Source organism: Sinobacterium norvegicum (assembly GCF_923077115.1).
Classification (GTDB): domain Bacteria; phylum Pseudomonadota; class Gammaproteobacteria; order Pseudomonadales; family Sinobacteriaceae; genus Sinobacterium; species Sinobacterium norvegicum.
This window is the reverse complement of record NZ_CAKLPX010000001.1, coordinates 23817-43222: the sequence shown is the minus strand read 5'-3', so window position 1 is coordinate 43222 and position 19406 is coordinate 23817. Positions and strand designations below refer to the sequence as shown.

21 protein-coding genes and 5 tRNA genes are annotated in these 19406 nt (G+C 51.3%); 5 read left to right on the top strand and 21 right to left on the bottom strand.

The window, feature by feature from the left end:
• Nucleotides 1-49 precede the first annotated feature (49 nt).
• Nucleotides 50-856 (top strand): TatD family hydrolase, encoded by an 807-nt coding sequence (locus tag L9P87_RS00235; RefSeq protein ID WP_237442675.1) that lies wholly within the window; start codon nt 50-52, stop codon nt 854-856.
• Here the strand turns inward: L9P87_RS00235 and L9P87_RS00230 are convergent.
• Nucleotides 853-1125, bottom strand: a complete 273-nt coding sequence (locus L9P87_RS00230) for a glutaredoxin family protein (protein WP_237442674.1) — start codon at nt 1123-1125, stop codon at nt 853-855. The two genes, L9P87_RS00235 and L9P87_RS00230, sit on opposite strands and share 4 nt — an antisense overlap.
• On the bottom strand, nt 1118-1693 hold the full coding sequence (locus tag L9P87_RS00225) for a YjaG family protein (protein ID WP_237442673.1): 576 nt from the start codon (nt 1691-1693) through the stop codon (nt 1118-1120). The genes L9P87_RS00230 and L9P87_RS00225 overlap by 8 nt, the downstream gene beginning before the upstream one ends.
• Before the next feature lie 131 nt (nt 1694-1824).
• Between L9P87_RS00225 and L9P87_RS00220 the strand changes: the two genes are divergently transcribed.
• Nucleotides 1825-2469, top strand: a complete 645-nt coding sequence (locus L9P87_RS00220) for a hypothetical protein (protein ID WP_237442672.1) — start codon at nt 1825-1827, stop codon at nt 2467-2469.
• A gap of 36 nt (nt 2470-2505) precedes the next feature.
• On the opposite strand, the gene L9P87_RS00215 is transcribed toward L9P87_RS00220, so the two are convergent.
• Together L9P87_RS00215 and can are read right to left on the bottom strand one after the other, a co-directional pair.
• Nucleotides 2506-3996: an AMP-binding protein gene (locus L9P87_RS00215; RefSeq protein WP_237442671.1), complete on the bottom strand. Its 1491-nt coding sequence runs from the start codon at nt 3994-3996 to the stop codon at nt 2506-2508.
• A 2-nt stretch (nt 3997-3998) separates the two neighbouring features.
• Nucleotides 3999-4628: a carbonate dehydratase gene (can, locus tag L9P87_RS00210; protein WP_237442670.1), complete on the bottom strand. Its 630-nt coding sequence runs from the start codon at nt 4626-4628 to the stop codon at nt 3999-4001.
• A 170-nt stretch (nt 4629-4798) separates the two neighbouring features.
• Here can and L9P87_RS00205 point away from each other — a divergent pair, with 170 nt between their 5' ends.
• A complete protein-coding gene (locus L9P87_RS00205) occupies nt 4799-5578 on the top strand; it encodes a TrmH family RNA methyltransferase (RefSeq protein WP_237442669.1) in 780 nt (259 codons plus the stop codon).
• Between the two features lie 114 nt (nt 5579-5692).
• Here the strand turns inward: L9P87_RS00205 and L9P87_RS00200 are convergent, their stop codons facing one another.
• The 3 genes from L9P87_RS00200 to L9P87_RS00190 all read right to left on the bottom strand — a co-directional run bounded on the left by L9P87_RS00200 (nt 5693) and on the right by L9P87_RS00190 (nt 8222).
• The gene (locus tag L9P87_RS00200) at nt 5693-6871 is read right to left on the bottom strand and encodes a vWA domain-containing protein (RefSeq protein WP_237442668.1); all 1179 of its coding nucleotides are present in this window, start codon (nt 6869-6871) and stop codon (nt 5693-5695) included.
• A 48-nt stretch (nt 6872-6919) separates the two neighbouring features.
• Entirely contained in the window at nt 6920-7771 is an 852-nt protein-coding gene (locus L9P87_RS00195; RefSeq protein ID WP_237442667.1) for an AAA family ATPase, read from the bottom strand.
• Between the two features lie 205 nt (nt 7772-7976).
• Complete coding sequence (locus L9P87_RS00190; RefSeq protein WP_237442666.1) at nt 7977-8222, bottom strand: hypothetical protein; 246 nt, start codon at nt 8220-8222, stop codon at nt 7977-7979.
• Nucleotides 8223-8438: 216 nt separating this feature from the next.
• Between L9P87_RS00190 and cysK the strand changes: the two genes are divergently transcribed.
• Nucleotides 8439-9410 (top strand): cysteine synthase A, encoded by a 972-nt coding sequence (gene cysK, locus L9P87_RS00185; RefSeq protein ID WP_237442665.1) that lies wholly within the window; start codon nt 8439-8441, stop codon nt 9408-9410.
• Between the two features lie 108 nt (nt 9411-9518).
• On the opposite strand, the gene L9P87_RS00180 is transcribed toward cysK, so the two are convergent.
• From L9P87_RS00180 to L9P87_RS00145, 8 genes are all read right to left on the bottom strand, one after another.
• On the bottom strand, nt 9519-10133 hold the full coding sequence (locus tag L9P87_RS00180) for a MarC family protein (RefSeq protein WP_237442664.1): 615 nt from the start codon (nt 10131-10133) through the stop codon (nt 9519-9521).
• Between the two features lie 160 nt (nt 10134-10293).
• Nucleotides 10294-10378: transfer RNA gene (locus L9P87_RS00175), tRNA-Leu, on the bottom strand.
• Between the two features lie 30 nt (nt 10379-10408).
• Nucleotides 10409-10483: transfer RNA gene (locus tag L9P87_RS00170), tRNA-Gln, on the bottom strand.
• A gap of 7 nt (nt 10484-10490) precedes the next feature.
• Nucleotides 10491-10575: transfer RNA gene (locus L9P87_RS00165), tRNA-Leu, on the bottom strand.
• Nucleotides 10576-10633: 58 nt separating this feature from the next.
• A tRNA-Gln gene (locus tag L9P87_RS00160) sits at nt 10634-10708 on the bottom strand.
• Between the two features lie 61 nt (nt 10709-10769).
• Nucleotides 10770-10854 (bottom strand) — tRNA-Leu (locus L9P87_RS00155).
• A gap of 193 nt (nt 10855-11047) precedes the next feature.
• Nucleotides 11048-12859, bottom strand: coding sequence for a GMC oxidoreductase (locus L9P87_RS00150; RefSeq protein WP_237442663.1), 1812 nt, complete (start codon nt 12857-12859; stop codon nt 11048-11050).
• A 249-nt stretch (nt 12860-13108) separates the two neighbouring features.
• Complete coding sequence (locus L9P87_RS00145; RefSeq protein WP_237442662.1) at nt 13109-13465, bottom strand: hypothetical protein; 357 nt, start codon at nt 13463-13465, stop codon at nt 13109-13111.
• A gap of 245 nt (nt 13466-13710) precedes the next feature.
• On the opposite strand from L9P87_RS00145, the gene L9P87_RS00140 reads away from it, so the two are divergent.
• Nucleotides 13711-14469: an SDR family NAD(P)-dependent oxidoreductase gene (locus L9P87_RS00140; RefSeq protein ID WP_237442661.1), complete on the top strand. Its 759-nt coding sequence runs from the start codon at nt 13711-13713 to the stop codon at nt 14467-14469.
• A 75-nt stretch (nt 14470-14544) separates the two neighbouring features.
• Here L9P87_RS00140 and secF read toward each other — a convergent pair whose 3' ends face one another.
• From secF to L9P87_RS00110, 6 genes are all read right to left on the bottom strand, one after another.
• Nucleotides 14545-15459: a protein translocase subunit SecF gene (secF, locus tag L9P87_RS00135; RefSeq protein WP_237442660.1), complete on the bottom strand. Its 915-nt coding sequence runs from the start codon at nt 15457-15459 to the stop codon at nt 14545-14547.
• A 2-nt stretch (nt 15460-15461) separates the two neighbouring features.
• Nucleotides 15462-17279, bottom strand: a complete 1818-nt coding sequence (secD, locus tag L9P87_RS00130; RefSeq protein ID WP_290368467.1) for a protein translocase subunit SecD — start codon at nt 17277-17279, stop codon at nt 15462-15464.
• Between the two features lie 107 nt (nt 17280-17386).
• Nucleotides 17387-17800 carry a hypothetical protein gene (locus tag L9P87_RS00125; RefSeq protein ID WP_237442658.1) on the bottom strand — a complete coding sequence of 138 codons (414 nt, stop codon included), beginning with the start codon at nt 17798-17800 and terminating at the stop codon, nt 17387-17389.
• A gap of 135 nt (nt 17801-17935) precedes the next feature.
• A complete protein-coding gene (locus tag L9P87_RS00120) occupies nt 17936-18511 on the bottom strand; it encodes a DUF3124 domain-containing protein (protein ID WP_237442657.1) in 576 nt (191 codons plus the stop codon).
• Nucleotides 18512-18626: 115 nt separating this feature from the next.
• Complete coding sequence (locus tag L9P87_RS00115) at nt 18627-19082, bottom strand: YcgN family cysteine cluster protein (protein WP_435531779.1); 456 nt, start codon at nt 19080-19082, stop codon at nt 18627-18629.
• 14 nt (nt 19083-19096) lie between these two features.
• Nucleotides 19097-19384 carry a YcgL domain-containing protein gene (locus L9P87_RS00110; RefSeq protein ID WP_237442655.1) on the bottom strand — a complete coding sequence of 96 codons (288 nt, stop codon included), beginning with the start codon at nt 19382-19384 and terminating at the stop codon, nt 19097-19099.
• Nucleotides 19385-19406: the final 22 nt, after the last annotated feature.

The following is a 19406-nucleotide window of genomic DNA, read 5'->3' as shown; positions in this document are numbered from 1 at the left end:
ACAATAGTGAGCAATTGCAGCGCCAGCAAACAGAATTAAGGAATTTAAATTGTATACTGATATTGGCTTAAACCTCACCAATCCACAATTTGATAAGGACCGGGATGCCGTCATCGAGCGTGCCTTGGCATGCGGCGTCGACACCATGATACTGACCGGCACCACGTTGGCAGAAAGCCAAGGCGCCCACCAACTTTGCCTACAACACCCTGAGCACATGTGGTCGACCGCCGGCATCCACCCCCATCACGCCAGCGACTATAACGATGAGCTCTGGCTCGAATTAACCGAACTAATGAAGCAGCCAGCCGTCGTGGCGATTGGGGAAACAGGGCTGGATTTTAATCGTAATTTCTCAACGCCAGCACAACAACAATGGAGTTTCGAAAAACATATAGAGGCGGCAATCAGTCTACAAAGACCTATGTTTTTGCACGAGCGTGATGCCGGAAAACGTATGGTAGAAATGCTGGCCAGCCACCGAGATCAACTTACCGATGCCGTCATTCATTGTTTTACCGGCAGCAAGGAAACCCTGTATAGCTATTTAGATTTAGACTTGTATATAGGCGTAACAGGGTGGGTCTGCGATGAACGTCGCGGAGAGGAACTACAACAGTTGTGCAAAGAAATACCGAATGACCGTTTACTGATTGAAACCGATGCCCCCTACCTTATTCCCCGAGATTTGAATCAGGCCAGCAGGCCCGAGCATTTCAATGCCAAGACCCGGCGCAATGAACCCTGTGTGTTACCGCATATTGCTACCGCAATAGCTGCCCTGAGGTCGACCAGTGGCGAGCAGATTGCCCACTTAAGTCAGCAAAACGCCAGCCGACTATTTGGTATCGATTAATCGGTTTCGGCTAACATCGCCTGGAGATACTGTTCTGCCAAGCCACTGTCAAATGGCCAACCGAGTTCGACATCAACACCCTCTAGGCGAATCACCGGTATTCTCATCCCGTAACATTCGACCAGTGCATCATCATCGGCAATTTCGACCGGCATTAAAGCAATATCATAACGCTCGAGCAAAGGCGCCAACTCGGCCACGGCAAGTTCACAGAGATGGCAACCCAGCGTTGTGTAAAGATACAGCGGTAACGGCGCCAAATCAGTCAACGGCAATGCCCAAGTTACTGACACCCTCATTAGTGGCCAGTCGTTTCAACTCTTTTAGCAGCTCTTTATTCTTCAGTTTGTCATCGGCAATCAACATCACCTCATCGAGGAGCTGCTCGTTATGCAGGGTTAACTCGGCCTCGGCGGTGTTTTCAACGCCCTGCATCTCTAAAAAGCCCTCGATGCTGCGGCGCGACAAGTCCACCACATCTTTTCGATAGCTGTCTGACTCAAACTCGACGATGGCATTGACGGCACTGGCCAGTGCCACGCAAGCATCGATTGCTGGGTAGACACCAAACATATCAAAATCGGCGGCATCGGGAGTAATTAACTCCAGTTTCTCTGATTGCAGTTCGAAATTTATTTTGGCGTCGCTGACCAATAACCACTCCCACACCAAATTGAGGGTGTTGCGATACTGTGTTGGGTCGGTAAACTCCGTCACCTGACAAAACAACTGATAATTCGGCATCATTCGCTGACTGACAGCCGCCGCCAATAAGACTGTTCGCCTCAGTTCTGCTGTCACTCGCTGCTGTGGTACGCGACTATTTGTTTTAGCCATAGTATTATCTCAACCCATAAAAGAAACTGTTTGCTCTGTTTGCTACCCGCGCTAGATTATTGGCTTACACTAGGCTCTTAACGTATCGCCGCAATAGACCGAGTAGAATTATAAACAATATAGGCCACTGTATGATAGCCAGAGTTATATTCACCGCCACATTCCTCACTGCCACCCTGCTGTCAACTGGCTGCAGTAACAGTGCACGTATTAGCGAAGACTCACCCAAGGATTGGATCTGCAAAGCGGCTGCCAATGGTGAATGGGATTGCCAGTGGCGTTACAGCGACAGTGGCGAACCATACACGCCGAGCAATAAGGCCGCAGTGCAGTCGCAGGCCAACCCCGTCGAACAAAGCAAGACATCACCTGCGGCGGCTGCAAACAGCTCAACAGCGCCCGCTAATGCAACTACGGCTTCAACAACCGTGACATCAACGTCGGTGGCGACAGCGGCTGTTGCCGCAGCAAAATCCCAGACACCCAGCCCGCTGACCAGAGAAAAACTCGAAGCCAGCCCAAGGGATTATTATGTTGTGCAACTGGCTAGCTTTACCCAACCATCATCGGTCACTAAATACACCACGTTTTACCAACAATTAACGCCGCTTTCCATTACCAGCCCCAGCGGAAAAATTCTGTTATTAGAAAATGTTTATCCCGACTATAACAGTGCCAGCCAGGCCGTCAGCCAATACCCTAGTAGCGACAAAATTGAACAGCCATGGATTAGAAGCGTCAGCGAAGTGACGGCGCTGCTAAACGCCACAAAATAACCACTATGCCATACAATTTGGCGACTGCGATCATCGCTAGCCGCCAAATTGATCTTTGATCCGCCGTATATACAACTTCCCAGCGGGTGTTCGCGGCAGCTTCTCGATGATATGGAAAACTTTTGGAATCTTGTATTTAGCCAGCCGCGACTGACAAAACAGCGGTAAGTCGTCGGCTAAATCGTCGATATCTGCCGTCGCCGAGGGCTCGATCACGGCCACAACCGACTGTCCCCACTCCTCATCATCGACACCAAAGACGCCAATATCGCTGATGTCTGGATGCTCAATTAACACCCCCTCTATTTCCGCCGGGTAGATATTTACCCCACCAGAAATAATCAAATTGCTGCGACGGTCAGACAGATAGACATAGCCCTGCTCATCAACATACCCCATATCACCGAGCGTAAATGCCCCGTCGACCAAATGCGCCTGATCGGTTTTTTGCTTGGCGTTATGGTATTCGAAAACCCGTCCCAGGCTCTGATGCTTGGCATAGAGTAACCCGGGCTGGCCTGGAGGTAGCCGTTGGTCATCGTGATCGATGGCAAAAACTTCAAACTGCGGCAGCGCCTTACCCACAGAACCTGGGTGATCACGCCACTGTTGACTATTAATAATCGTGGTCACACCACCCTCGGTCCCCCCCCAGTATTCAACCAGAACATCACCCCACTCATCCAGCATTTGCTGCTTAATAGACGGGGTAATAGGAGCCGCACCGTGCAGCACCAGTGTGAGGCTCGAGGTATCAAAGCCCTGTCGCTGCGCCTTGGGTAGTTTTAATAATCGCACAAACATCGTCGGCACCCAGTGACTATGAGTGACTTTATACCGTTCAATCAAGGCCAGCGCACTGAGTACATCAAACCTCTGCATCAGGTACAGACTGGTACCATTAAGCAAATCATACAGTGCGTACAGCGCAGGGGCTGCGTGGTACATCGGACCGGTAACAAGGTGAACCCCATTACCGTCGAGGCCGACATTACTGCCACCGCTGCGAAAGGCAGCGAATAACTGACCCAGTGTCGCCGCCTTGGCTCGTTTTACGCCCTTGGGATAACCAGTGGTGCCACTGGTATAGATCATCATTCCGCCAGCGGGGTCATCAGCACTAGCCGAATGCGTGACCGGCTGCGTGATGATGGTCGAGTAGTCACTGTCGAGATTCACCAACTGTGCAAGCTTATCGAGGTCAATCTGGTCGCAAAAGCAGTCTTGATAAAACAGTAATTCGGCGCCGGAGTCATCGATAATATAGTCGATTTCAGGGCGGGTTAAATGCCAATTAATCGGTGTTAACCAGGCCCCTGACATCAGTACCGCCAGCATGATTTCAATATTTTCAATACGATTATCCAGCATCATCGCAACATGATGCTCGCTGCCAATGCCCTGCGCTTTTAAATAGCTATAAACTCGGTTGGCACGCTGCACAAGGGCGGGGAAATCAATAGACTGGTCGCCATCATTGACGGCGAATTCGGCAGTATTATCCGCCAACGACTGTAATAACATCATTGTTAAGACATACGATAAGCGGCGGGAATCTGTTCTGCACTACTAATGCCCCGCTCTAACGATTTCAGCATGCCGTCTTCAATACCGTATATCCAGCCATGCACGGCCAGCTTTTGCCCCCGCTTCCAAGCATTTTGTACAATAGTGGTATGGCAGACATGGGAGACTTGCTGTTTCACATTGAGTTCACAGAGTCGATTGACCTGCTGTTTATGATCACCGGCATTCTCGATATCTTTACGATTCCAGTGATAAACATCTTTGATATTACGCAGCCAATTATCGATCAAACCCAACTCGTTATCTTCCATTGCCGCCGCCACACCGCCACAGCCATAGTGGCCAACCACAGCAATATGTTCGACTTTCAAATATTCAACCGCGTACTGCAGTACCGACAGGCAGTTTAAATCCGTATGGGCGACAACATTGGCCACATTGCGATGCACAAATAACTCGCCGGGCTGCATGCCAACAATTTCATTGGCCGGGACTCGGCTGTCAGAACAACCAATCCACAAATATTTCGGGGTCTGCTGCTTAGATAGCTGTTCAAAAAAATCAGGCTCTTCGCGTTTAATTGCCTCCGCCCACTGCTGATTATTTTTAAATAGCTGATCGATATCCGGCATATGGAAGACCTCTTAGTTATTGTATTAAAAAAGATTTAGTATTTTTCAACCGGGTTCATCATAACATATTTTGGCAATAGCCGGATAATTCACTATGACGTATAATAAGGCTCTACACCGCCTTTTGATGCGATCTTTCCGCCATTACACCGCCAGGCCAGCACCTCATTATGAGCAAAAAACATTATCAAGGTGATAGCGCCAGCTATCTCGCCAAAAAAGCCCTATTCGCCAGCACAATCACGGTTTATGGCCGCAACCCTGTTTTTGAGGCACTGGCAGATAACACAATGAACATTATTAAGTTGCATCTGGCCGATAGCAACAAGCCCTCGAAGGCGGTGGCAGAAATGATTGCCCTGGCCGAACAGCGTGGCATTGAGATCGCCTACCATGACCGCAAACAACTGTCTCGAATCTCGAAGAACAGCAAACAGGACCAGGGCGTTGCCCTCGACCTACACTGCCCACTCTATCAAAGTGCCAAACTGTTGCTGGAGGCGCCGTTGCCGCCGCGCATTCTCGCCGTCGACGGCGTCACCAACCCGCAAAACCTGGGCATGATTATTCGCTCCGCCTGTGCCGGTCGCATCGATGCGCTGTTGGTGCCTACCAGCAAGGGCAATACCGCGCTCTCATCACTGGTTATCAAGGCCAGTGCTGGCACCCTGTTCAAGATGCCGATGTACTATTGCGATGACTTGGCTGAAACGTTGACCGCTATGAAGCAGCGTGGCGCCGATATTTGCACGCTGTCTTCCTACGCCAAGAACACCCTGTTTGACTACAAAGCTGAAGACTCGGCTGTGTACGTGCTGGGTAATGAAACCGACGGTGTCTCCAAAGCGGTTGAAGCCGTCGCCACCACCGGCTTACGCATCCCAATGAGCCGTGGTGTCGAGTCATTAAACGTCGCTGTTACCGGCGCCTTAATCGCCTTTCTACCCTAGCAACCTCTTTTATTATCCCCTGTCAGCGCTATCGCAGTGACATCGCTGGTAATGAATAAATTGCGCAGACAAAAAAGCCCGACGAATCGGGCTTCTTATCACAGCGGTTAGACACTAGGACTTGGCCAGGTATTTCATGGCCTGCTCCAGCCCCTCAACCGTCATCGGATACATCTCATCCTCTGCCAGCTCCTTCACCATGCCGACAGACTGAGTCCACTCCCACTCCCCCTTAGGCAGCGGATTAATCCACACCACCTTATCGAAGGTTTCCTTCAGTCGCTGGAACCAGACATAACCTGCTTCCTGATTCCAGTATTCAACACTGCCACCAGGCTGAGCAATTTCATAGGGCGACATCGCCGCATCGCCGATAAAAATCACCTTGTAGTCACTGCCAAAGGTATGGAGCACATCGAGGGTTTTAGTCTGTTCGGTCTGGCGACGACTGTTATTTTTCCACACATAGTCATAGAGAAAGTTATGGAAGTAGAAATACTCCATATGCTTAAACTCAGAGCCCGCAGCTGAGAATAGTTCCTCGCAGACACGAATATGGGGATCCATCGAACCACCTACATCAAAGAACAACAACACTTTGACCGAGTTGTGACGCTCTTGCAGCATCTTAATATCAAGATAACCGGCGTTGTTCGCCGTTGAGCGGATGGTATCGTCGATATCCAACTCTTCCACCGCGCCGGTACGGGCAAACTTACGCAGGCGGCGCAGCGCCACCTTGATATTACGAGTGCCTAGTTCTACCGAATCATCGAGGTCTTTAAACTCTCGCTTATCCCAAACCTTGACTGCCTTTTTATGCTGACCGGGACCGCCGACACGAACACCTTCGGGGTTATAGCCACCATGACCAAAGGGAGAGGTGCCGCCGGTACCCACCCATTTATTACCACCTTCGTGGCGCTCGTTTTGCTCTTCGAGACGTTTTTTAAATTCCTCCATCAGCTTTTCCAGGCCACCTAACGATTCGATCTTGGCCTTTTCTTCGTCAGTTAAGAATTTTTCAAATTCTTTGCGCATCCACTCATCGGGAATCAGCGCTTCGATAACATCATCGATACTCTCAAGCTCTTTGAAATAAAGACCAAAGGCACGATCGAAACGATCGAAATACTTTTCGTCTTTACATAATATTGTTCTCGCCAAAAAGTAGAACTGCTCGACATCGGCAAACACAATATGCTGCTTTAACGCCTCTAACAAATCGAGTAGTTCCCTGATAGAGACGGGAACCCCGGTTTTTTTGAGGGTAAAAAAGAAATTAATTAACACATGGACTCTCCCTGCGAATCATTGTCGTTAAACAGGTTCAAACCCTGTTTAACGACGGCTGTCGCGGCGATTCATAAAGGCCAGGCGCTCAAGCAGCGATACATCCTGCTCATTCTTCAATAAGGCACCATGCAGTGGTGGAATTGCCTTGGTACGATCTCTGTTTTTCAAAATTTCATCCGGCATGTCATCGGCAAGAAGCAGCTTCAACCAGTCGATCAACTCTGAGGTCGACGGCTTTTTCTTCAGACCAGGGATTTCACGCAACTCAAAGAATGATTCCAACGCCTCAGACAGCAACTCCTGGGTGATTTTCGGGTAGTGAACATCGACAATTTTCTTCATTGTCGCCTTGTCTGGGAAGTTAATATAATGGAAGAAACAGCGACGCAGAAAGGCATCCGGCAGCTCTTTCTCGTTGTTACTGGTGATAATAATAATCGGGCGAACCTTGGCCTTAACGGTCTCGCCAGTCTCGTAGACATGGAACTCCATCTTATCGAGCTCGACCAATAAATCGTTAGGAAACTCGATATCGGCCTTGTCTATCTCATCAATCAACAGAACCACCTGTTCATCGGCGTCGAAGGCTTCCCACAGCTTGCCTTTCTTGATGTAGTTATTGATATCGTGAACCCGGTCATCACCAAGCTGAGAATCGCGCAGTCGGCTGACCGCATCATATTCATACAAGCCCTGCTGTGCCTTGGTAGTCGATTTAACATGCCATTGGATCAGTTTCATCCCCAAGCCTTCAGACACCTGTTCCGCCAGCATGGTTTTACCCGTGCCCGGCTCACCCTTGATCAATAGTGGTCGCTGCAGCGTTATTGCCGCATTCACCGCCATCGCCAAATCGTCAGTTGCTACATATTGCTCAGTACTTTGAAACTTACTCATTACGACACCATCCAATAGCCCACATCAGGCCTGTGCTAATTCTAATTAGTAAAGGAGGATAGAGCTTGGCATCAGAGAAACTGCCAATCCTTATCCAGAATGGCAGCAATGATAACATTGAGTGACATCAATAATAAATCCACCAAGGCTATTGGTTTCATGCAATCAGGTGATGCCTGGGCCAAGGGACTCAAAGGCACTCTGATTAGTACGCCAACGCGTATTGCTCCTGCAGCCCAAGATCGAGCACATCCTTTACCTCTGACCAAAAATAGGCCTTAGAATGGACGCCGCGCCGTGAACTGACCAAAATTTCGTCACCTGAGTTGTAGATAAACTCCTTGCCGACAGGGGCTGCCATGACCGCCACAAAGACATCCGCCGTCTTTTGTTCAATAATATCCACGCCCAAGCTTGAAGCCTGCTTAAATACAAGGTGCCGCTCTGCCATAAACCCGCCAATAGTTGCTATAAATCAAAACAATGGCGATGGTATATAACGGTGGTGGCAGTGTCACATTCGTATAGATACTTACATTAATAATTTTTAATGCGGTGACAGAGCGTCTCAGCCAGCTAAATTAAGCGTATAACTATACTGTTCAACGCCTTACCTCAGGCATTACACTATAGCGACAATTACTCACAGCAACGGAATCGGATCATCATGGCCAACATTTTTCAAGACAACAGCCAAGCCATCGGTAATACACCGCTGGTAAAGCTAAACCGCACGGCAAATGGGGCTACCATTTTTGCCAAAATAGAGTCTCGCAACCCGGCCAACAGCGTTAAGTGCCGCATCGGCGCGAATATGATTTGGGCCGCTGAAAAAAGTGGCGCTCTCAAGCCCGGTATGACACTGGTCGAACCCACCAGCGGTAATACCGGCATCGCCCTCGCCTATGTCGCCGCCGCTCGTGGCTACCCTTTAATTCTCACCATGCCTAATACTATGAGTCTTGAGCGCAGACAATTGATGAAAGCCCTCGGTGCAGACTTAGTGCTGACCGATGGCGCCAAGGGGATGAATGCCGCCATCGCCAAGGCCGCTGAGATTGTCGCCAGCAATAGTGATAGCCACCTGATGCTGCAGCAGTTCGAAAACCCCGCCAACCCACAAATTCATGAGCAGACCACCGGCCCAGAAATATGGAACGACACCGATGGCGCCATCGACATTCTGGTCAGTGGTGTCGGTACCGGTGGTACGATTTCCGGCATCTCTCGCTACATTAAGAATACCGCTGGCAAGGCCATTACCTCCGTCGCTGTGGAACCGCTTTCAAGCACCATGATTACCGCCGCATTGAAGGGTGAAGAACCCAGCCATGGACCACACAAGATTCAAGGCATAGGTGCTGGTTTCGTACCAAAAAACCTAGACTTGGACATGGTCGACCGCTGTGTACAAGTCGATAATGACGAGGCCATTGCCGCGGCTCATCGCCTGATGAAGGAGGAAGGTATTCTTGCCGGTATCTCATCTGGCGCCGCCCTGGTAGCAGCACAAAAAGTAGCCGAAGAGCCTGGCAACCAAGGTAAGGTGATTGTGGTCATCCTGCCCGACTCTGGTGAGCGCTATCTATCGACCGCTCTATTCGCCGGCGAATTTAGTGAACAAGAAACGGTGCAGTAAGCAGCATTAACCGTTGGCCACCACCAACTTTCTGTCGTGGTGGCCTATATCAGCGCGACTATTAGCCGCCACAGGCAAGGTCGACGATGACACCATGACAAGCTGCAGTTAAAGTAGAAAATAGCCCTTGATACCGGCGAGAATATTACTGACCGCCAGTGAGCATAGAATAAGCCCCATCACCCTGCTAACAACGCTGGCTCCCCCGTTGCCGATCAATTTATGGACATGACCGGCAATCAGTAACAATACCAGCACCACAGCCAATACCGCCAAGATCATTACACTGGTCAACGCCTGCTCAACCAATGTATATCGGCTGTTCTCAGTCAACAACACCGCAGCCAACATGGCACCTGGACTGGCAATTGAGGGGACGGCAAGGGGAAATATTGCCGTCTCCTGGCTGCATTTAACCATGCCAACTTCTTCATCGGGCTTGCTCTCGCCAAAAATCATCGTCAACGCAAACAGAAACAACACAATGCCACCAGCCACCTGAAACGCTGTCAGCGGGATCTCAATGGCGGTTAAGATAATCTCGCCGGCAATGACAAAGAATATAAGAATCAGCGCCGACACCAGCGTCGCCTGAATCGCTATTTTGCGCTTGGTTTTAGCATCGTAGGCACTGGTGACGGCAATAAATACGGGCACCGACCCTATCGGGTCGATCACAGCAAAAAAGAATATAAACGTTGCCAGATAATTAAACTCTGCCACGACAACAACCCCCTTGATAAAAGAAGGTACAAGTTTAGCAGTAGTCGCACCTTAGAGGAGCAAAGAACATCAATAAACAAGGGTTTTTTGATAATAAAAACAACAGCAAGGGTGTAGATAAGCAGAAATCGATGAGGGCAATGCAGCAGAGGCATCGAAATGGTCCGGACGGAGAGACTTGAACTCTCACACCTTACGGCACCAGAACCTAAATCTGGCGTGTCTACCAATTCCACCACGTCCGGACTATAGACGCTGCTGTATTGTATCTGAAATGGCAGGGGTAGCTGGATTCGAACCAACGCATGCCAGGATCAAAACCTGGTGCCTTACCGCTTGGCGATACCCCTAACATAATGGTGCGGACGGAGAGACTTGAACTCTCACACCTTACGGCACCAGAACCTAAATCTGGCGTGTCTACCAATTCCACCACGTCCGCATACAGATAGAGCCGGAGCTCTGACTACAGCAAAGTAGACATTTATCAATCGAAAAGATGGCAGGGGTAGCTGGATTCGAACCAACGCATGCCAGGATCAAAACCTGGTGCCTTACCGCTTGGCGATACCCCTGTAACACTTGTGTCTAACATCTTCAAAACCGACCATGGCTTATCAGCTAGCTGAAAAATCATGGTCCGGACGGAGAGACTTGAACTCTCACACCTTACGGCACCAGAACCTAAATCTGGCGTGTCTACCAATTCCACCACGTCCGGATAAAACACACAAAAAACTACCACAGCAGTCTCGTTGTGTGGGGCGCATTATATAAACTTTTCGACCTAACACAAGCCCTATTTACAAGAATAATACCAGAAGCGTTGTTTTATCGAACAATTCCTCCACCGCGGTAAATAAACGAACAAAAAGCGCGCAATTTTAACCACCTAGACAATCAAATAATGCCTGTTAACTCACCTCTAGCGCTGTGATTTCGTCGAGCTGCTCGGTCAACACCCCGCTCTGTTGCAGCGACGAGGGGCAACCGGGCAACGCCTCAGAAAATCGAATAGGCTCAATGGCATCAGCACGCTGCTGATCAAAGACTGGGAGCTGACTCATCGCATGCTCGGTCAGCGCTAGGATGGTTAACGACGGATTGACCGCTAAATTATCCCCAATAATGGAGCCGTCCAGCACACGTAAGTTTTGATACCCAAACACCTCACCGGTCTCATCGACCACTGCAGATTCCAGCCCTTTACCCATATGCGCCCCCCCCATCATATGTGCCGTCATCGGTGCGCCCAATACGACCTCTAGCAGGCTATTACCCGGCAATCCCTGAGACTTGGCAACATATTGACGGGCAAACTCATGGGCGACAGGAAAATAATTAGCCAGCGGTGCATCGGTGGCCTTTTGCATCGGCACCCAGCTGCGACGGCCCAGCCAATACCAGGGCCTGGTGGTGGTAAAGTGTAAATAACTGGTGGTCGACTGCATGACCAACAGAATCACCGATTCCTTGGCCTTGCCGACAGGATTCAGCGTCTTTAAGAAGCGAAGCGGGTGGCGAAACAGATTCGACAACATCATTACTGAACGCGGAATCCCCCCCTTACTCTTATCGGTCATCGGCACCGGTAAGATGCCGGCATACCCCACATCACTGCCCTTGGCATAGCGCACGATTTCAATATTGGTCTCATCATCCGGCGCGTAAATTGAGGTAATCGCGGTGCCGTGACAAACTTCTTCTTGCTGGCCGGTCTTATCAAGACGATCGTGGGTAACCGTCATCAGCGTCTCAGAGTTAGTCAGAATACGCTGACCGAGGTGACGGGAAATATTGGGCAGCGTCTTATCAATGTCCCGCGCCTTTAACAACAGTGGTAACGATCCCATGACGCCAGCAGAGACCACCACACCACGCGCTGTTATTTGGTAGCGGCGACCACCGAACACACCCAAGCCTTCAACGACAGTCAGCCGGTAGCCAGCACTACCCTCTTTCTCCCCCGCATCAACGGCAATAGGCTCTATGCGAGTCACCTTCGATTCGGCACGAACCTCAGCCCCGTTGCGCTCGGCAAAATACAGGTAGTTTTTATCCAGACTATTCTTGGCATTGTCACGACAGCCGACCATGCAGTTACCGCAATAAGTACAGCTGTTGCGCTCTGGGCCATCACCAGAGAAATACGGATCGCCGCGGGCGCTGCCAAGTTTTTCTGCATCAGCAACACCCATTTCATCGGCGCCCTCGGGGTAAATCAAGCCGCTATACACTGTGTCAAACTTATCAGCTCGGCCATTATCCTCGGCGATCTCCTGCATAATATGGTCGGCGGGGCCGAAATATCGGTTGCGCTGCACCCCGATCATTCGCTGCGCCAGAGCATAATAGGGCTGCAACGCTGCATACCAATCATCCTTCGATTGGGTCCAACCCTGGGCGTCGAAGATGGCAGCATCGGGAATCAGGTGTGTATTGCCATACACCAGCGAGCCGCCGCCGACGCCACTGCCGTGTACCACATTGATTTTGCGGGTCAACGACAACTGAAAAGGCCCGGTCAAACCCAGTGAAGGCAGCCAAAAAAATCGGCGCAGGTTCCAACTACTCTTGGCAAAATCGTTTTGCTGAAAGCGCCGCCCCTTTTCCAGCACCAGAACCTTACAACCCTTTTCGGTCAACCGCAGTGCACTACAGGCGCCACCAAAGCCGGAGCCAATGACTACCTGATCATAATCAAACTGCGTTTTTTCGTTATGCATCTGCTCTACCCGCCCTGTATATGCTGCTATCGGTGCCACTATTAACCAGCACTTTTCGCTTATTATGTGATGATTATCGACGATAACACGGTCGAGCAGTCGCCCCCGATAGAGCTACGTTATCAGTGACATGACCGGTCATTATTAACAAACAAATACAGTGACTTAAGCGCCGAGGGTAAGAACAACCCTGGTCTATTGAACGGGGTAAAGCAGGCAGTGACGGCGCGGCGCCGTCACGCTATTTAATCAGGATTCTGGCTCGGCCTTATGGGTGACCTTGCGGACCAACAGGCTGACCAGTGAGATCGATACGCCCAGCAGAATAATCGTGAGTAACGGCTGAGCAGCACGCATCACACCCGCATTATTTTTGGCCAAGAATTCCATCACCAAGACCATAAACGCCGGCGCCATATCACCGCCAGAGGCGGAGGTGTAAGCGGGTGTCATCAATACCGCCGCGGCAACAATACCAAAAATTTTTCTGACTTCGACATTGTTAAACCACAGGGCAATCCGCCAGGCGACAAACAAACACCCAAGGGCTGACAGCGCATAGACCGCCCAGGCCACGGTATTATCAGAAAATTGAGAGAGATCCATAGACAACCTTTATAAGCCAATCAGTTTCGACGGCAGACGCAAGAAGCCCACCGGTTTTGCCGCATGATACTGCAAATAGCAGAGTACAGGCTATAACTCTGTCACTATTGATCAACATAACCATGAAGAAACGGTCAATTTAATACTTAGCCATTAATTGATACACTGACATCACTTGGGGCATAAGCAAGCCAGCCCTTATCACACAATAACAAACAGACGCTCATTATTTGGAAATGAATATTATGGCTCGATATACCGACAAAGTTGTTCTCATCACCGGCGCCGCCTCTGGCATCGGCAAGGCCTCGGCCGAAAGAATCGCCAGCGAAGGCGGCAAGATTGTCTGCGTCGATCGCCAGCAAGAAGCGGTCGAAAAAGTCGCCGCCGGCATTATCGCCAACGGCGGTGAGGCCATTGCCATCGCCTGCGACGTCACCGATCAAGAGGCGGTCAATGCCACCGTCGCCAAGGCCGTCGACACCTACGGCAAGCTCAACGCGCTGTGCAATATTGCCGGTGTACTGCGCTTCGATCATACCCTAGAGCTCAAGATGGAAGACTTTGACTTCGTCATGAACGTCAATGCTCGCGGCCCATTCATGATGTGTCAGGCGGCCATTCCGCACCTGCTCGAGACCAAGGGCTTTATCGTCAACATGTCATCCACCGCCGCCCTCGGCGCTCACGCCTGGACACTGGCCTACTCCGCCTCCAAGGGTGCACTGCTGTCGATGACCAAGTGTATTGCGGTGGAATATATGCTGCAGGGGCTCAACTGTAACGCCATCTGCCCCGGCGGCATCGAGACTCCAATGGTCGAGGCGGCCGCCCACCACATCCCCGAGGGCGCCGATGCCCGCCTGATGACCAAGGCCATGCTGCCCGACGGGTCTTTTGCGCCGCCATCAGACGTTGCCTCCGCCGTGGCCTTCCTGGCCTGCGAAGATGCCAACCACATCACCGGCGATCACCTCCGCCTCGATGGCGGCCTGATGACATAATCAGTCTGGGCGGTCATCAGGCCTACACTGCCTGACTACCGCCCCCCGATCCACACCACAACAGCGGTTCCACCGTCACGGCCTGTCATCCAGAGCCACGGGCTGATAGTGAGCCGCCTCCAGCCCAAGCTTATCAGGCACCACAGTACCCAGTGTTATCGACGACCAGGTGCCGGCAATAATGCCGACAAACAGTGCCGTGGAAAACCCCTGCAGCGAATCCCCACCCAGCAGCCACAGACAGGCGACTGTCGCCAGCGTGGTGCCCGAGGTGATCAACGTACGGCTCAGGGTAGCGCGTATCGCCATATCACTGATTTCATTTATTTTGCGGCCCGGCTCGGACAACAACGTCGAACGAATGCGATCGGCGATAATAATCGAATCGTTGAGTGAGTATCCGAGCACTGCCAAGACTGCAGCGAAGACTGTCAGGTCAAACTCCCATTGCATCAAAGCGAACAAGCCAAGCACCAGCATGACGTCATGCAGCAGCGCCATTAACGCCCCCGAGGCGAGCCGCCATTCGAAGCGAAAACTTAAATAGGCCAGGATACTGACCAATGCCATCAGCAAGGCCAACCCACCCTGCTCAACCAACTCCTCACCAACCTGCGGTCCAACAAACTCAGTTTTTAAAACCTCCAACTCACTGCTCAACCCGGCCAATGCCGTCTGGATAACAGAAATTTCTGTTTGAGCTTGTGTGGCCCCACCCTCGGGGGGACTATAACGTAACACCCAACGCCCCGGCTCGCCGGCACTGATAACACTGACGGTATCAGCCACGCTGCCAGCGAGAGCCGGTCGCAATTCTGCGGCGGTAACCGTGTGATCCAGTTGCACCTCGGTGACCACACCTCCGGTGAAATCCTGTCCCCAGTTCAAACCCCGTAAGCTCAAACTCATCGTGGCGATCAGTATCAGTCCAACAGAGATGAACGTGCCAATGCTACGCAGCCTAGTCATATCAAATTCATTGCGTTTCATCGCTACACCCTCAGTTGCTTATCGCTGTTACGGCCATAGGCCAAGTTAATCAGTGCCCTCGAGGCAAATACGCCGGTAAACATACTCGTCAGCAGGCCGAGACCCAGTGTCAGCGCAAAGCCCTGAATAGGACCGTTACCTATCCAATAGAGAATGGCCGCAGTGATCAGCGTCGTGATGTTGGCATCCAATATCGTGGCAAAAGCACTGTTAAAACCCTGATCAATCGCTACGGCAAAGCGCTTACCCTTCTCCAGTCGATCTTTAATGCGCTCAAATATCAATACATTGGTATCAATCGCCATCCCAATCGTCAGCACTAATCCGGCGATGCCCGGCAGGGTTAGCACGGCACCGGGAATCAGCGCCATCAAGCCGAGCAACATCACTAAATTGGCAGACAGCGCCAAGTTGGCAACCCAACCCAAGCGACGGTACCACAGCCCCATAAACAACAGAGAAATACTCATGCCTAATGCCAATGCTGCCATGCCATTTTCGATATTTTCAGCACCCAGACTGGGGCCAATAGTACGCTCTTCGATGATGCTGACAGGCGCAGTCAACGAGCCGGCACGCAGCAGCAGCGCCAGCTCTCGGCTTTTTTCCACCGAGTCGAGGCCGGTGATGACAAATCGATGAGCCAGTGCACTCTGAATGGTGGCAACATTAATAACCTCACTGTTTTTAACCGTATTGCCCCGGCTATCACGGCTGTATTCACTGAAGGCTGTCGCCATCGGCTTGCCAATATTCTTGCTGGAGAAATCACTCATACGGCGGCCGCCGGCGCCGTCCAGCGTGATATTGACCTCCGGGCGACCATACTCACCGATACCGCTGCGAGCATCAATAATGCTATCACCGGTCAGCACCGGACGATTAACAAGGCGGACACTGTCGCCATCACGGGTTTGCAATACCAACGGTCGAATCTCGCTGCCGTGTTCATCCAACTGGTAAAATGCCAGACTGGCAGTGGCACCAATCACCGATTTAGCGGCAGCGGGGTCTTGCACGCCGGGCAGTTCAATACGAATGCGTGCCTCTCCCTGGCGCTGCACCAGTGCCTCAGTAATACCCAGCTGCTCGATACGGCTGCGCATGGTTTGCAGGTTCTGCTCGACAGTAAGATTCCGAATATTAGTACGCTCCTCGTCGCGCAGACTGAGTTTAAGGTCATCACCATTACCCGCTCGCGCTTGCCATTGGGGGTAATCTTTGGCCAGCCATTGTTGGGCGAACTGCTTTGCCTCTGCATCGCGCAGCTTTAACTCAAGGGTGCCTGGGCCGCTAATGCCAACATGATTGCCGGCAAGCCCCTGGCCACGAAACTGCTGACGCAGGTTATCGGCCAATTGCTGGCTGTGACTGCGGTAAACTTCGTCGACGTCTACCTCCAGCAATAACTGCACACCGCCACGCAGGTCCAGACCCAATTTAATCGGGGAAAAACCCAGGTTGGTCAGCCAGGCTGGGGCAGCCGGCACCATTGCCAAGCTCAACGTGTCGGTGTGGGGCAAAAACTGTTGCAGCGTAGCTCTGGCCTCGCTCTGCTGCGTGTTTTCGACCAGTATTACTCGGGTTTCATCACCCTGTTGCAGAATATGTTTGACCTCAACCCCATCAGCCTGCAACAACTGTTGCAGCTCGACAACATTAGGCGATGATGATGGCGCGTGCCCGATCAGCACCGCCGCATTCTCGCCATACCAGCTGGGCAAGGCACTGAGAGCAGTAATAATCAGGGTGAAAATTAACAGGCCATATTTCCATGGCGACATTGAGTTTATCCGCCGTTTGGCAGTATTTGTTCGCATCTTTGATTCCCGATGTTCGGCCGCCAGCCAGCAGGGCTTATATCACCTACAGCGGGCAGAATTATCTCTGGTATGTTCAGGGAGCGACCACAGGGGCCGCGGAGAGATCAAACGGGAAAGGGAAACTGGCTGAGCCAGACATAAAGAAGATTGCTGTTTTTCCAACCTGCTCGCCGAGAGCTTGCAGGTGTCGAGAGTTGGTGAAGCGTCGTCGCTATGCCGCCATGGCTCAGCGGCTCATGAAATACCACGGCAGAGGTCGATGGCGACGAGTCAGTTTGAGGCTCTTGCGCTCTATAATTTGCTCGGTGGTGAGCCGTTCCGACGATCGGATTGACACTGATATCATGCTCAATGCCTTGACCCGCCAGCAACATGCCAACGTCACGATGGCTCTCGTTCGCATGAGCAGGGTGAAAAACGGCAAGGACAGAGAGGCAAATTCCCAAGCTGAGCAATAGCTTGAGAAGTGAAAATGGTTTTTGCACGGGTGTACTGTGCTGGCTATGCGAAATATTCACCGCGGTATACTAACAGATTTAGCAACAAAGAGCTGATTTTTTAACCATTATCAGACCTTATTTTGTTGTCACATCCCACGGCTGCTGCGTCCTCTAACCAGTCGTTAGGCAACGCCGTCAAGTCATTAACTGACGCTACTCAGCCACCCCATAGTCAAGTCTCTGGCCACGGCTGGTAAAGGATATATGTTGGCTGTCATCAGCCCCGATCATCACAGCCTCAAAAATGGGATTGGCCTCTTTACGCGGACTCGACCAGGTCACCAAAAAATTGGCCCCTGCCCCGCCGTCTACATCCGATAACTCAGACAAATATTTTGCCGTTGCCATGGCCGGCAGCAATAAAGGAGAAGAGACATACTCCCTTAGCATCTTTCCCCTGCTGTCATAATAGGCGACCGAATGAATAGTCAGTGGGGCTTCGGGGTCGGTATTTCTAACCGTCAGCGTGGTCTCTAACAACAACGCCTTACCGCCGCCGGTATAGACGTGAGAATAACTGGGGACGTAACTGTAATATTTATCCTGGCCTCTGACGCTCTCCGAAGCAGCCGCTGCGGCCTGCAATTGCAGAGCAGGCTCTTGGTAGTGCAATCTGTCTTCAATACCCTCGAATGATTCCAATAAATTGGCCAGATAAAAAACCATCGCGAGAACACAGAGCGGAGAGGCAATCGACAAAACCTGTAACAAGCGGTTATTCTTAGACATATTCACTAATCTTCCAATTAAAAACCTAGAGTAGTTGCATTAAAATAGTGACACAAGCCATCATCATAGCAACAATGCATACCCCATAGCCCCGACTAACCAACCACGTGGCGCCCTATTCTATCCACTTAATAATATGTTCCTGCATGCCATCCGGATGGACGTTGGCATCGGACAGCACCCTGCCCTTGATCGACACACCGGCTTCTATCACGGTCTGCGGGTCGCCGGAGATCAATGGGTGCCAGTCATACAGCGGCTTGCCCTCAGCCATTAAACGGTAGGCACAGGTGCTGGGCAACCAGTGAAACAGCGGGATATCCTCGAGCTTTAGCCACACGCACTCCGGCACCAGGGTATTGCGCTCCTGGTAGACGGTACACTGGCAGCTGTCATCATCCATATAACGACAGGCGACCTTGGTGTAATGCACCTCACCGGTGTCCTCATCCTCGAGCTTATGCAGGCAGCACTTGGCGCAGCCATCACACAAGGCCTCCCACTCGGCAGCGTTCATCTGCTCCAAGGTCTTGTGTTGCCAAAACTTTTCAGCCAGCTTTTCAGTCGTCACCAGACTCACTCCAATCAGTGGTTGAGGCGGTTATTCTGCGCCACGATGGCGGCGACTTCCTCGTCCATCGCCGGCGGCAATTGCAGGTAAAACCCTTTGTCTTCGAGTACCTCTAGCAGACGTTCACCAGTGAAGTTGGCAAATTTTTTCTCCGCAGTCACCACCAGTGTCATGGTTTTTTCCGCCTTGCCAAACATCTCGAGCAGCGGCGCAGGCACCCGCTCCATGGCATCGTCACGCTTGACGTAGATATACATCTCAGACTTCTTGCTGCTCTTGTAAACATCGCATAAAACTTTCATTAACCGGATACCCAAATTTGCC

Coding starts and splice junctions, on each gene's coding strand:
- L9P87_RS00225 (WP_237442673.1), bottom strand. CDS start 1,693: ATGGCTAAAACAAATAGTCGCGTACCACAGCAGCGAGTGACAGCAGAA.
- L9P87_RS00220 (WP_237442672.1), top strand. CDS start 1,825: ATGATAGCCAGAGTTATATTCACCGCCACATTCCTCACTGCCACCCTG.
- L9P87_RS00215 (WP_237442671.1), bottom strand. CDS start 3,996: ATGATGTTATTACAGTCGTTGGCGGATAATACTGCCGAATTCGCCGTC.
- can (WP_237442670.1), bottom strand. CDS start 4,628: ATGCCGGATATCGATCAGCTATTTAAAAATAATCAGCAGTGGGCGGAG.
- L9P87_RS00205 (WP_237442669.1), top strand. CDS start 4,799: ATGAGCAAAAAACATTATCAAGGTGATAGCGCCAGCTATCTCGCCAAA.
- L9P87_RS00195 (WP_237442667.1), bottom strand. CDS start 7,771: ATGAGTAAGTTTCAAAGTACTGAGCAATATGTAGCAACTGACGATTTG.
- L9P87_RS00190 (WP_237442666.1), bottom strand. CDS start 8,222: ATGGCAGAGCGGCACCTTGTATTTAAGCAGGCTTCAAGCTTGGGCGTG.
- cysK (WP_237442665.1), top strand. CDS start 8,439: ATGGCCAACATTTTTCAAGACAACAGCCAAGCCATCGGTAATACACCG.
- L9P87_RS00150 (WP_237442663.1), bottom strand. CDS start 12,859: ATGCATAACGAAAAAACGCAGTTTGATTATGATCAGGTAGTCATTGGC.
- L9P87_RS00145 (WP_237442662.1), bottom strand. CDS start 13,465: ATGGATCTCTCTCAATTTTCTGATAATACCGTGGCCTGGGCGGTCTAT.
- L9P87_RS00140 (WP_237442661.1), top strand. CDS start 13,711: ATGGCTCGATATACCGACAAAGTTGTTCTCATCACCGGCGCCGCCTCT.
- secF (WP_237442660.1), bottom strand. CDS start 15,459: ATGAAACGCAATGAATTTGATATGACTAGGCTGCGTAGCATTGGCACG.
- secD (WP_290368467.1), bottom strand. CDS start 17,279: ATGCGAACAAATACTGCCAAACGGCGGATAAACTCAATGTCGCCATGG.
- L9P87_RS00120 (WP_237442657.1), bottom strand. CDS start 18,511: ATGTCTAAGAATAACCGCTTGTTACAGGTTTTGTCGATTGCCTCTCCG.
- L9P87_RS00110 (WP_237442655.1), bottom strand. CDS start 19,384: ATGAAAGTTTTATGCGATGTTTACAAGAGCAGCAAGAAGTCTGAGATG.